Source organism: Mesotoga sp. BH458_6_3_2_1 (genome assembly GCF_003664995.1).
In the GTDB taxonomy this organism is placed as follows: Bacteria; Thermotogota; Thermotogae; order Petrotogales; family Kosmotogaceae; genus Mesotoga.
Window position 1 is genome coordinate 189,163 of sequence record NZ_JFHL01000021.1, and the last position, 13,414, is coordinate 202,576.

Sequence of the window (13,414 nt, forward strand, 5' to 3'; positions counted from 1 at the left end):
AAAATTCAATGATATCTGACTATGCTATCATTAGACTGTTGAATGCTTTGAGGTGAACTTCTTGAATAGAATCGGACTCTGCATAGGCTCAAGCACTATCTCCTGGTATGATGGGCAAACACCCAGAAGACTCTTGCACGAAGGAAATCCACTGAAAGTACTCAAGAGCTTTCTTCCAGAGATTCTTGAAACGGGTTTGGTTGTGGTAACAGGAAAGAAGGGAAGAAAACTGTTGAATCTCCCCCAGATCCCCGAAGTTGAGGCCACTGAATTTGCCTACAAAGAACTGAAAAGCAAGTACGGATATCATGAGGCAATTGTGAGCGTGGGCGGAGAGAATTTCACCCTGTATAAGCTAAACGATAAGGGAAACATTACTGCCGTCTTCACAGGCAGTAAATGCGCTTCAGGAACAGGAGAGTTCTTTCTCCAGCAACTGAAGCGAATGGATATCGGACTCGATGACGCAAACGCCGTGGAAACAGACGAGATTTACGAGCTTTCATCAAGGTGTACCGTATTCTGCAAGAGCGACTGCACACATGCTCTCAATAAGGGAACACCTAAAGAATCCGTCCTAAATGGACTTGGAAAGGTCATGTCTGATAAGATCGGCGAACTCATGCACAGAGCTGGAGTAAAGAAGATACTTCTAGTTGGTGGAGTAACAAAAAATCGACTCATGCTCAACCATCTAAAAGAAATCGCAGAAATCACCATACCAGACGAGGCTCTCTTCTTCGAGGCCTTCGGTGCCTATCTCCATGCCAATACTCTAGAAGAAATCGAGATAGAGAAAGAGAGTGTCTTCAAGGAAGGAGTAATGACTTTCCCGAAGAACGAGTCCCTTTCGAAGTTCGTTAACATGGTTGATTTTAAGGACATGCCTTTCAAAACAGCTGAAAGCGGCGATTCTTGCATTCTCGGCGTGGACGTTGGATCGACCACGACCAAGGCAGTTGTTATGAGAGCAAGGGACAACGCTATTCTAGCGAGTTCATATCTCAGGACTATGGGAGATCCGATAAACGCTACTCGACAGTGCCTGGATGAGATCCGTAATTCTCTAGACGTTCCCGTCGAGATAATTGGTCTCGGGGTCACCGGTTCCGGAAGGAAGATAGTGGGTCTTTATTGCGAAACGAGTGCCGTTTACAATGAGATCATGGCTCACGCAAGGGCTGCCTCATTATTTGATAGAGAAGTCGACACGATATTTGAGATTGGCGGCCAGGATGCCAAATACACTTTCTTATCCAACGGCGTTGCCCTTGACTATGCAATGAACGAAGCCTGTTCTGCTGGTACAGGCTCGTTTCTCGAAGAATCCGCAAAGGAATCTCTGAACATAGATTACAGAGAGATTGGAGAGTATGCGCTTAAGGGTCAATCTCCCCCAAACTTCAGTGATCAGTGTGCGGCTTTTATCAGCAGCGACATAAAGACTGCAATCAACGAGGGTATCTCCAGAGAAGATATCTGCGCCGGCCTGGTTTACTCTATCTGTCTGAACTACACAAACAGAGTAAAGGCCATGAGACCGGTCGGGAAGAAAGTCTTCATGCAGGGAGGTGTGTGTCTCAATCAAGCTGTCCCAGTTGCAATGGCGGCAGTTACTGGAAAGGAGATAATCGTCCCACCTCATCCTGGACTCATGGGTGCCTTTGGTGTATCACTAATGGTTAAGGAAAAGCTTCAAGCGGGTCAACTGGAAGAAGAACGCTTTGAGCTTGAAGCCTTGATCTCAAAAGAAGTACGCTATCTCAACACCTTCATTTGTGACGGTGGAGCAGAGAAGTGCGACAGGAAGTGCCCGATCCGAATAATTGAAGTTGGAGGGAAGAAGTTTCCATTCGGCGGCGCTTGCAACAAGTATGAAAATGTTCGTCTTAACCTTCCCATAAACAGAAACGAATACATATATACTACCGAAAGAGAGAAGATAGTCTTTGAACTGCCAGAAGAAAAGGGCCTGGAGACTATTGGAATCAGCAAGTCTCTCTCGATGAATACCCTCTTCCCCCTGTTCTCAAATTTCTTCAGCAGTCTAAGGTTCAGAATTGTCGTACCGGATAAGTCCGACCCCAGGGGCTGGGATAGAAAGAAATCTGAATTCTGTTTTCCAGTCGAACTATCACATGGTTATACTTATGATCTTCTGGATAAGAATCCAGACTACTTCTTCATTCCTGCAGTCAAGGGCTTAGAGGTTGAGAACTCCGTTGAAAACTCGGTCTTCTGTCCATTTGTCCAGAGCGAGCCGGACTGGCTAATGGGGAGTTTCGAAGAACTCAGATCGAAAAGGATCCTGACAGATTTCTTCGATTTTTCGCAGGGCTTTGAGAAAGAGAAGGAGAAGTTCGTTTCACTTGCGAAGTCAATGGGAAGGAACCGCGAAGAAGCTTTGGCAGCCTTTTCCAACGGAGTGAAATCATACGAAGATAGTGTTAGAAGGATAAAAGAAATTGGAGAGAGGTTTCTTGAGAACCTAAAGAATTCGGATTTTGGTGTCGTTATCTTCGGCCGAGCCTACAATGCTTTTTCCAGTGACGCCAACATGGGAATACCAGAAAAACTAGCTTCACGCGGAATCCCGGTGGTAACTTTTGACGCTCTTCCTTATGAAGGCGAAAGATCGTATGAGAAGATGTACTGGGCCTGGGGTGAAATGAACTTGAAAGCGGCCAGATATGTAAAGAACAATCCAAAGCTATTCGCACTCTACATAACAAACTTCAGCTGTGGACCTGACTCGTTCTTGATTTCCTTCTTCAGAGATATTATGGGGAAAAAGCCGTCCCTGATTCTGGAACTGGATAGTCATACGTCAGATGCCGGAGTAGAGACAAGGATCGAAGCCTTCGCCGATGTCGTCAGAAGCTCTCTCGAAAGAAAGACTGATTTGGGCGAGAAGAAAAGGGCGAAGAGGCCAAAACTTCTGACGAACAACGGGACATTCAGTATAGAGCTACAGGATGGAAGACACATACCAATTACAGATCCTTCGGTCAAAGTAATCGTTCCCACCATGGGCGAGTTTGCGGCTCAGCTTATAGCTGCGGCATTCGAAAAAGTCGGTATAAACAGTCACGTCCTCCCGAGACCGACCGAACTGGAGTTTCAACTGGGGAAATCCAACTCATTATCTAAGGAGTGTTTACCTTTTCACCTGACTCTGGGAAGCCTAATTCGTTACCTCGAGGAGAACAAAGACGACGAAAGCATATTAATGTACTTCATGCCAGACACTCGCGGCCCTTGCCGATTTGGACAGTACAGTACTTACATTGATCTCTGGCTTGACAAGAACAACGCGAACAACGTTCTCCTATTCTCTCTCAATTCTGAAAACGGCTATGCGGGCATAGGACTCAAGGCGAAACTGCGAATCTGGGCGAGCATGATTATTGCAGACGAATTCTGCAATCTTGAAAATGCCTTGCTAACACTGGCATCCGACAGAGATGAGGCAATCAAAGCGGCCAAAAAAGCGCGCAAGATTATGCTTGAGAGTGTCAAAAGAGATTCCTTCAGCGAAATGACCAAGAAACTGGAGGAGATTTGTGAAAACATCTCTCGCATTCCTCTGAAGAGTGATTTCGAAAGTGCACCTAAAGTCCTTCTCTCGGGAGAGATTTACGTCAGGAATGATGAATTCTCCAGAAAGTCTCTGGAGCTGTTTTTCGCCGACAACGGAATAATCATGCATGCATCTCCAATTGAAGAATGGATATATTATCTCGACTACATTCTGCTGAAGAGATATGTACCGACCGAACTCGGTCCGCTCAAGAGGGGAGCGAAACACGTTGAAATTCTTATAAAACAGGCATTTGAGAAAAGGATTAAAAAGATTCTTGAAAAGAGTGGCCTTTACAAGTCACACTTAGTCGACATCGAGTCCATGGTGAACACTTCTAAGGACTTCTTGAATCCGAAGCTTACCGGAGAGGCAATACTGACTCTTGGAGCCGTTTTGTTCGAATCGATAGATACTTACAATGGAGTTATTTCTATAGGCCCATTTGGATGTATGCCTACAAGGATCGCCGAAGCTATTGCAGAAAGAGGTCTGGAGCACCTGAGAGAAAACTCTAGCAAACTCAAGAGGGAGATCTTCAAGATCGCTGGCAACATTCCAATTCTCTTCTTTGAGTCCGATGGAAACCCGTTCACTCCAACCGTTGAGAGCAGGCTTGAATCGTTTGTGGTGCAGGTGAAGAGAGTTAAATCACTTTCGATGGAACTTCAAAGTCAGAAGTTCAAATAACTCTTGAGAGACTAGGATCTGCATTGCGACACGAGTCATCCAAAGCCAGATGGCCAATTCTCCAGTCGGCAGCTCCCAAAAATGCTATTGAGATAATCGCTAATATAGATTATCCGGTAAGAACCAATCCAAATGCTTTCTTCCTCTGGACTTAATTGATTGGCTCTGAGAATTCTCTAGCCGCTATTTGGTTTCCATCTCCTTTTGTATTCTATCTATAACGAACAGAATGTAAAGCAAGTACAGGAGCACCGCCCCATTAGCCGCCAAAATCACGCCAATAACCAGTCCCGGCAAGAGATGAGAGATCAGCATTGACAGCCCGAATGTTATTGCAAGAACATTCAGAGTGAGTTGCGCGATAGTCAACTTAATGAGCACACTGGGTATCTTACTGTCTTCTCTGCCTGTCCTGCTTGCTTGTTGACCGATGAATTTGCCGAGCGAAAGCGCTCCACCCAATATATTGAGGACACCGACAAGCAAGGTAAGCGGATATACCAAGATCTCCGGAATAATGCAAGATACGGTTCCAAGAGCTGCAAATACAAGACCGATAAGGATCACCGGCAGAGATCTGGGGAAAACTCCTATCGGGGTGCTTCCCGAGGCAATCATCTGGATAGCAAAAATCATCATTAGTAGGCCAAGCTGGGCACTTCCCGAAAAAGGCAGAAGCCCGAGATTTACTGGTATTAATAAAACGCCCAGAATAATCATAAAAACACTTGTAAATAGAATCATGGCCCTGTCGATGGGTAGTTCTACTTCTCCGTCTTTGCTCTTCTGTTCTTGCGGGTAAGTGCTGTATATATTTCTCAAAACAAACGAAAGATATACGACAGCGGCTCCATAGATCAGAACAAGGATCGCCGTCATTTGAACACTTAACAGGCTCTGATTCCAAAGAAGTACTGATATGAGAATCGATGAAACATATGCCACCGTGCATCCGGCAATCAAGTGTTTGAAGATTCCACCATATTTGGACCAGGCTTTGAGCTTATCCTTCGAAAGGATCATCTGAAGAAGCAATAGAGCTCCTCCCGGGCCAAAGAAAAGGAATAGCAGAAGCCTGGGAATATCATTGAAGGCATCTGGAATGAAACAGGTTATCGTTCCAATTCCACCAACGATAAGCCCCGCCAACACGACAAACTTCGATCGTCTTAAGTCGCCAAATGGTGTTTTCCCCATTGAAATGATCTGCAGGGAGAACATGACCAGCAGAAGTCCGTAAAGTCCATTCTCATAATAGGGAAGTCCTCCGGTAGCCACTGGAAAGAGCAGTATCCCCGTAATAAGAAGAATAAGCCCGGCTATCATCAAGATTACTACTTCAAGAGACAGCTCCGATTCGCTAAACACTTTTGTCAAATTCATAGGCAGCCGCCCAATCAATAGTAGTTACCTTTGGTTCTGTAGTTCTCCAGTCTCTCTGCAGCCAAATTCAGTGCAAACTCATCAAATTTCTCTCGATCTGTTCTATACATTTCGTCAAAATCGCGGTATTTCTGCGGGAAGACTATAAGCAGATCTCCTTTCTCCATCTTCTCGAATATGTAGCTCACCGCTTCTTCGACAGACACTGAATCTGGTGGAGGAGTAAGTCCTCTGAAGATAGCCGTTCTAACATTTCCCGGACATACAACACTGAATCTCAAGCCCTCATTTTGAAGCTCGTAATACAAGCTTTCAGTGATAGTCTTCACCGCACTCTTTGTACCTGCATAAAGCGCTTGATATGGAACTGGGACCAGTCCCGCTATAGAAGCTGTATTTACTATGTGACCAGATTTCTGCTCTCTCATAATTGGAATGGCTTGGTATGTTCCGTAGATCACTCCCCAGAGATTGATATCTATCAAATTCTTCCAGATCTCAAGAGTCACCATCTCGGTTGGAATCGTCATTCCTATTCCGGCATTGTTGAATACAAAGTCAAGATGTCCTTCGTACTTTCTTGCTGATTTGATGATCTTCTCCACCTGCTCTTCTTTTGTCACATCAGTGAGGAATGGTACTGCTTCCCCTTCATACTTTGAATTCAGTCTTTCCGATTCTCTATCGAGATTTTCCTGACTTACATCTGCCATAAATACAGCCTTCGCGCCTCTAGAAAGCATTCCCTCGGCCAAACCGAGCCCAATTCCTGAAGCGGCCCCAGTAACAACAGCAACTTTCTTCTCAAAGTATCCGTTCATCTCTTCCTCCTCCTGTAATTTATGGAAGTATCCTGGAATCGCCGACATTCAACCTGACAATTCCTTGGGCCATACTTGCCGATGTAAACCTTCTGATCGGCAAAGCTTCCAATGATCTTATGATCCTTGTCTGCAACGGATGTTGCTCATAAGAAAGGCCAGTCCACTCCACGGAGCCTGTACCAATCCACATTTTCTTCAACACCATCTCTTGAGGATACAGAGTAGCATGGCTCAGAGTAGCACCCCCCTTTCCTAAATTGGGCAAATATCTCCATCCAAACAGATTGATCTTCGGATTCTTGTTTAGCTCGGTAAGATTCTCTTCACTTACCTCATCACCTCTTTGAAGATCGATTCTCAGGAAGGTGAACTGCTCGTAGCTGGCCGCCACAAACCAGTGATTCTCCAGATGACGCTCAGACGAAATGTCTGCGAAAACCTTCGGCACTCCATCCTCTTCACGCCCCCCAATTATCGGGCAGGTTTTGTTTTCCCATACGACAAGCGCATATACTCCTTCGAGACCCTCTGAATTTCCAACATACTTCACAGGTGTCGTCACCTGGATGAGCCTGTACTCTCCCCCAATCATCCAATCTACATCCCTGCAATTGGTATACTGAACATTGACAACCGGCTCCTTCAGTTCAAAGTCTTCGGGGATGTAGTTTAGCAGCGCATCTTCGTCTGTTTCATAGTCAACAGAGATAACTGTATTATCACCGTAGACAACCCTTATAGGGTGAAATGGGTCCCCCCCAAAATGAGCAGGCATCTTGTAGATGAAGTCCTCGTTAAAGACGAATTTCCCTTTTTTCCCAGACACTTCACTTCCTCCTCTCATCACGATGAATGATGGAACTCAATATCCTGCCGCACGCATATTCTTCTAGACCCACAAGATTCTGGAAATTATCTCGGGAAATTTGCTCTATCATGGCCCTTTAATGAATCTAAAACCATCTGGCAATCGTCGAAAAACTGGTAGATGAAGTCAGGACGAATAGGGATTGTAATGAGAAGCCCGGCCTCTAGTTCATGTTAATTAGATCACAATGCCTAATGAACTTCCAAGCAAAAATGAATGCATGACAACACGAGCAATAAGCTTAATGTTCAAGTAATATCAGCATAAATTATGTCGCTACATTCCCAATGATTTTGTCCCAGAGGCCTTGCTTCATAGTCTCTCTTTAACTACACGGAACAGCGATTTTGATCGATCAGTAGTGCTATCATATTTCCCCATATATAATCGCTGTTCAGTAGCTGTAAAAGATTCCAATGTCAAAGGTTCAAACACTGTATAATTGGAGCAAATTCGCGCTTCTATGTAGATTCCGTAGTTAGTCCGAGAAAGAATGCGCTTTTTGCACGGAGGGGATGGAGAATGAAGAAACGCTTTTTGACCGCACTCTCGATATTTGCGATAATCGTCCTGTTATCTGGGTGTCTTTTTTTCGGACTTCCAAACTTGAACGGTAGCTGGGATGCCGTGATGCTTTATTCCGATGGATCATCCGACATTGCAACTTTTCATATTGAACAGCACGTAGTCTACAATTACAGGGGCAGATTCTGTCTTGATTCAAACTGTAAAGAGCTCTTTGGAATGATCTCGAACGATCATGAGGTAAGTATCAACACCTGGACCTCTGAAAGTGGAATAGATTTTGCTGGATCAGTCAACAAGAATACGATGTCGGGAACCTTCACAATATTCGAACCCTTAGCTGAAGGAACTTGGGAGGCAACTAGACGTTAAGCCGACATATTCGAAAATCAGCAAGTGGGTAAGAGTTACCTTTCTGAAACTGCCTTAGAATCCATATATTCATCTCACATATTGATCTCTGGAACCCAAGTCTTAGAAAAATGGGTCGAGCACTCTGAGTTACTGCATACTGCTCTGTGAGTTTTGACCAGAAAACCTTCAGACCAAATCTGTTATTATCTTCTTGAGCAACTTCATGGAGGCATAAAATGACAACAATATATCTGATGCGCCACGGCCAGAGTCAGGCAAATGTTGAAAGGATATTCGCAAATAGCAATGAAGGTTTCCCGCTTACAGAAGAAGGGATACTGCAGGCCGAAATGGCGGCGCGCTTTTTGAGATTAAAGAATATACGCAGGATATATTCCTCGCCGATATTGAGAGCAATTGAGACATCGAGCATAGTATCTTCAGAATTGGAAATTGAGGCCAAACCCCTGGACGAAATCAGGGAGTTTCACGTCGGTGAACTTGAGGGTAAGTTGATTGAAGGCGAAGCAGCGAGCGCATTCCTAAAGCTTGTCAGAGACTGGATCGGGGGTAAGAAAGATGAGCGAATTCCCGAGGGTGAGAGCCATAGACAGGTTATCAAACGATTCTGGAAAGCAATGAATACTATCGTAGATGAATGCCCAGAGGGAGAAGTCCTGGCCATAAGTCACGGAGGCTTTCTGTCAATGACACTTCCCTTCGTCTGCAACGGGATTGATCCTGAGTATTTCTTCTCGAGATCAGGCGTCTCGATAGCCAATTGCGCCATTACCACGGTGAAGGCATGCAGATATGGCGATTCGATTTCTCTGGAGCTTCTAGACTGGGCAAACACATCGCATATGGAACTGGATTTCGAAAAGGAACCAATAGAAAATGTCTGGAACTCAGAAGATTGAAGGATAGATGATTTTGGAAGGAGGCGACAGTCGTGAAGATTGGAATAATTGCCTATTCAAAGACAGGAAATACCTTGTATGTTGCTGAAAAACTAAGAGATAAGTTGATTTCTGAAGGAAAAGAAGCATCTGTGATAAGGCTGAGATCGGAAACCCCCGATCTCGAAAGATACGAGGGCCTTGTCTTTTGCTCTCCAGTTAATGGCGGAGCACCCGCCGATCCCATGAAGAGCTATCTTGCCAAAATGAAGTCACTCCAGGGCAAAAAAGTTGCTCTTATGGCTACTGGTCTATTTCCGGCCGCTTTGGGAAGGAAACAGACACTGACCTACATGAAGAAAGTCTGCAGAGAGAAAGGTGCAGAGATCTGCGGAGAGGGTAGCGTGGGATCGTGGAGATTTGGCCGAGAGAGAAAAATTGAGAGGTTGGTACAAGATCTTGCTTCTTGTTTCTAGCCATCAATAACACAACTGTTTATGAAGTGATCGGAATCGCAATTTCGGCCTAGTTTGGTTTCAATGGAGCTAATGGGTTGAGCCAGATCTGAAATAAACACCTCGTTCCAAGAGACCCATTTTAAACAGCCGGTTGCGATTTGCCCAGCAGCTGAAGTGATATGTCACGCTCAATACGAAGATTTTTGAAAACACATCAATTCCTACGAACGATTCGGTAATGCTGAAAGCTCAGGCCCCGAGTAAAGCCTTCAAGGTCCTCTCGACTGATATACTAATAGTGAAGATAAAATCATCGCGGTCTCTGGGGTTTGTGTATTTTGGGAGACTGTCTGTGCCGGAGGCTGCTTCCATGAACAGATTCCTCTCGCTTATTATTATCGTTATTTTCGCTTCTTCACTCTGTGCTTCAATACCGGAACAGGTTCTCGTAAACAGGGGAAGCTTTCTCATGGGAACGACATGGAGAGAAGAAGGTGTCGATTATGAACCGGTTCGACGGATTCATCTGAATTACGATTACTACATCGGGAAGTTTGAAGTCACCTTTGAAGAATATGAGGCTTTCTGTGATGAAACGGGTAGAATCCTTCCAGACGACTCCGGTTGGGGAAAAGGCTCCAGACCAGTTATGAACGTGAGCTGGTGGGACGCGATAGCTTATTGCAATTGGTTGAGCAATAAGCAGGAGATACCCCTTGCCTACGATTCCGAGGGCAACCTGCTTGATGGAAGGGGCAAAATAACAACTGATCCCTCCGAAGTAGAGGGGTTCAGGCTGCCGACAGACCCAGAGTGGGAATTTGCGGCAAGAGGCGGTAACGCAAGTGAAGGCTACACAAGATCGGGAGGGAACTCGGTTGATTCGGTAGCATGGTATAAGACTAACTCCGAAAATATGACCCATCCGGTAGGCACCAAAGCTCCAAATGAACTGGGAATTCACGATATGTCGGGAAATGTTTGGGAATGGGTTAGCGATTATCACACAGACTACTACTCTTCAGAAGAAACGAATCCATATGTTAGCTCCTTCTCAGCTTACAGAGTTAAAAGAGGTGGCAGCTGGATAGATTGCCCCGTCGGTGTGAGTGTCGATGTGAGATCTAAGGGTTTGCCAAGTCACGCCATCACAAATCTCGGCTTCAGAATTTGTAAAACAGCAAAGTGAAGGCTTCTACAACAATCTTCATTCCATAATAGAACCGTGTCCCGAATCATCTGGTGTCAAAGCTAACCCATAACTTGATTATCTGCTGCAGCAGAAAAGAACGGAAATTGAACAGTACCACACCTTCATGGGTCAAAACGCCGAAACCAATTTCACTCCTATTCCTAATCGTTCACCCAAAATAAAACTGCCAAATCCTTTGCTTCAGTTTTGTTTTCTTAAAGGAATGTACTATAATCTAGGTACATATGTTCTGAACAAATGATAGGAGAGATGTCATGACGGGAAAACTGATTAGAATGAACCGGATACTCAGAGAAGACGGAAAGACGGTGATCGTTGCTATGGATCACGGGCAGTTCCAGGGTCCGATAGAAGGCATCAAGGATGTCAGGAGGACATTAAGCAACATAGTCGCTGGCCGGCCCGATGCAATGATTCTAAATCCGGGCGTAATCGAAAAGAACGGAGATTTGCTAGGAGGAAAGGTTTCGATTCTATGTAGAATAACGGGGGCCTCTACTAACTACTCCACAAAGTTTGACTACCACAGAATCACTACTTCCGTCGAACATGCGTTGTCAATAGGAGCTGACGGTGTGGTTGTTATGGGATTCATGGGTGGAGACGGTGAAAACGCGTCGCTTGAAATTATCGGAAAAGTGGCAGAAGAATGCAGCAAGCTAGGAATGCCCTTGATTGCAGAAATGCTTCCTCAGGCCATGGATCACTTTACTGATCCGGAGTATATTGCACTGGGAACGAGAGTAGCGTATGAGCTGGGTGCCGATATTGTAAAAGTCTATTATACTGGCTTTGAGTCATTTACGAAGGTTCTGGAATCAGTACCTCTGCCCGTCGTAATTGCCGGGGGACCGAAGGGAAAGGATGCCTTCGAAATGGCAATAGAGGCTCTGGAGCTCGGCGCAAAGGGGGTTGCTTACGGCAGAAATGTATTTCAAGCCGATGACCAGACTGAATATGTCGAAAAGCTTCTGAAAACTGTTCACGGCTAGTCTGAAAAGAGGGGGCGTTTATGAAGAAAGCACTCTTGCTCGTTTTCTTATTTCTTTTTCTCGGCGCTGTTTTCGGAATTGAGGGCCATGTGTTTGTTGATCTGAACTCAAACGGGATACTCGACTCGGAAGATCAGACCCTTCAGGGTTGCCTTATTTCAAACGGAGTTGAGATAGTCTCTTCAGACAGTGAGGGGGTCTATAGTATTCCCGGTTCAGATGGTTATGTATTCTTGATCAAACCTGACGGATATTTGTGCAGCGAATGGTATGTTAAGGGGCTTGAGAATCACGATTTCTTGCTGATGCCATCTGTGGAGAATGGTGTCTTTGCCGTTGTAAACGATATTCACTACGCGGATGACCCCGACCTCTTCTATGAATCTCTAGGTGACAGAGAGATGATTGACAGTCCAGATGAATACATGACCAAGCTTGTTTCGATTCTCGAGACAGTCAAGCCCGATTTCATCGTATGCAACGGAGACATGGGAGCAAGCATCAAAGATATCGACGACGAAGTTGCAACCAGATGGGCTACAAAGGTTAAAGACTATCTAACCATCTCGAATATCCCTGTATATTACTCCGTTGGAAATCACGAGACAAACAAGAAGAAGGCCGATCCGTACGACATTTTTCACAACGTCTATGGGCCCGCGTATTACTCTTTCAACAGCTTTGGAACACACTACATAGTTCTTAACACTCACAACATCGTCGAAGGCAGTTTCGTCTACGAAGTCGATTCTGAGCAGCTTGAATGGTTGAAGAAGGACATTGAGCTAGTTTCCAATAATACAAGTATTGTGATTTTCTCACATGAACCGATATTTAGTCTAGCCAAGACCGATAACTACTACGATCTGATGCAGATTTTTGCTGATGATTGTTCATACCACATTACCGGTCACAAGCACACGATGATTGAGTACTTCGATGCTCCATTTGTGGAGCTAACCTGTGGTGCTGTTTCTGGAGCATGGTGGGAAGGCCCATCTCCAACTGGTGATGAATATGGGTTCACACTTTTTGAGATGAAGAGAAGCGATTTGAATTACTGTTTCGTAACTCTTGCAGATGATAATTCCGGCTGGTTCGACATGAGAAGAGAGGCCCCCTATTCCGGAGTCGAGTACGTCAGATTCTGCACGTTTCCTTCAACAGAAGATATCGTAGTACTTCTCAATGACCGTATCGTGGAATGCGATGTTTTGAAGAAAGATATGAGATTCTGGAGCGAATACTACTTCAATGTCAATCTTTCTTCCAGTGACGATGGGCTGAATGAGATAGTTGTTCGCTCTGGAGATATAGAGTTCAGAAAGAAGCTCTTCGTTAGAAGCGCCCCGGTAGACATCAAATCTATGAAAACCAATCCAGAATACTTCGAGGGATCACTTGTGCTTGTTTCGAATTGTTCCAATACCGGTCAGTGGGGTAAAACCTACACATTCAACGATGGTAGTGATACTTTCATGGTTCAAATAACCAATCTGGACGTTCCCTTCACCATTTCAAAAGACGATAGATACTCTCTGTACGGAATATTCAGAAACAGCGAGAGAGTGGTTGATCCAATCAAGCTGTTGGTGGCCGAGGGAATTGTTCAGGAAGAATAAGGAGGG

At 44.9% G+C, this 13,414-nt stretch carries 10 protein-coding genes; 7 read left to right on the plus strand and 3 right to left on the minus strand.

The genetic code is table 11. The features are described from left to right. The first annotated feature begins 52 nt into the window (after positions 1-52). Positions 53-4,270 (plus strand): acyl-CoA dehydratase activase, encoded by a 4,218-nt coding sequence (locus tag Y697_RS10780; protein ID WP_259462507.1) that lies wholly within the window; start codon positions 53-55, stop codon positions 4,268-4,270. A 183-nt stretch (positions 4,271-4,453) separates the two neighbouring features. Here Y697_RS10780 and Y697_RS10785 read toward each other — a convergent pair whose 3' ends face one another. The 3 genes from Y697_RS10785 to Y697_RS10795 are packed head-to-tail and all read right to left on the minus strand — an operon-like array spanning position 4,454 to position 7,303. After that, positions 4,454-5,653: a hypothetical protein gene (locus Y697_RS10785; protein WP_121551682.1), complete on the minus strand. Its 1,200-nt coding sequence runs from the start codon at positions 5,651-5,653 to the stop codon at positions 4,454-4,456. Positions 5,654-5,667: 14 nt separating this feature from the next. Then, positions 5,668-6,474: an SDR family oxidoreductase gene (locus Y697_RS10790; protein ID WP_014731741.1), complete on the minus strand. Its 807-nt coding sequence runs from the start codon at positions 6,472-6,474 to the stop codon at positions 5,668-5,670. A gap of 19 nt (positions 6,475-6,493) precedes the next feature. Next, on the minus strand, positions 6,494-7,303 hold the full coding sequence (locus tag Y697_RS10795; protein WP_121551617.1) for an acetoacetate decarboxylase family protein: 810 nt from the start codon (positions 7,301-7,303) through the stop codon (positions 6,494-6,496). Between the two features lie 564 nt (positions 7,304-7,867). On the opposite strand from Y697_RS10795, the gene Y697_RS10800 reads away from it, so the two are divergent. From Y697_RS10800 to Y697_RS10825, 6 genes are all read left to right on the plus strand, one after another. Further along, positions 7,868-8,242 (plus strand): hypothetical protein, encoded by a 375-nt coding sequence (locus Y697_RS10800; RefSeq protein WP_121551618.1) that lies wholly within the window; start codon positions 7,868-7,870, stop codon positions 8,240-8,242. Positions 8,243-8,460: 218 nt separating this feature from the next. Next, a complete protein-coding gene (locus tag Y697_RS10805; protein ID WP_121551619.1) occupies positions 8,461-9,144 on the plus strand; it encodes a histidine phosphatase family protein in 684 nt (227 codons plus the stop codon). A gap of 32 nt (positions 9,145-9,176) precedes the next feature. After that, on the plus strand, positions 9,177-9,599 hold the full coding sequence (locus Y697_RS10810; RefSeq protein WP_121551620.1) for a flavodoxin domain-containing protein: 423 nt from the start codon (positions 9,177-9,179) through the stop codon (positions 9,597-9,599). A gap of 352 nt (positions 9,600-9,951) precedes the next feature. After that, a complete protein-coding gene (locus tag Y697_RS10815; protein WP_121551621.1) occupies positions 9,952-10,770 on the plus strand; it encodes an SUMF1/EgtB/PvdO family nonheme iron enzyme in 819 nt (272 codons plus the stop codon). A gap of 278 nt (positions 10,771-11,048) precedes the next feature. After that, a complete protein-coding gene (locus tag Y697_RS10820) occupies positions 11,049-11,786 on the plus strand; it encodes a class I fructose-bisphosphate aldolase (RefSeq protein WP_121551622.1) in 738 nt (245 codons plus the stop codon). 20 nt (positions 11,787-11,806) lie between these two features. Continuing rightward, positions 11,807-13,408, plus strand: a complete 1,602-nt coding sequence (locus tag Y697_RS10825) for a metallophosphoesterase (protein ID WP_121551623.1) — start codon at positions 11,807-11,809, stop codon at positions 13,406-13,408. Positions 13,409-13,414: the final 6 nt, after the last annotated feature.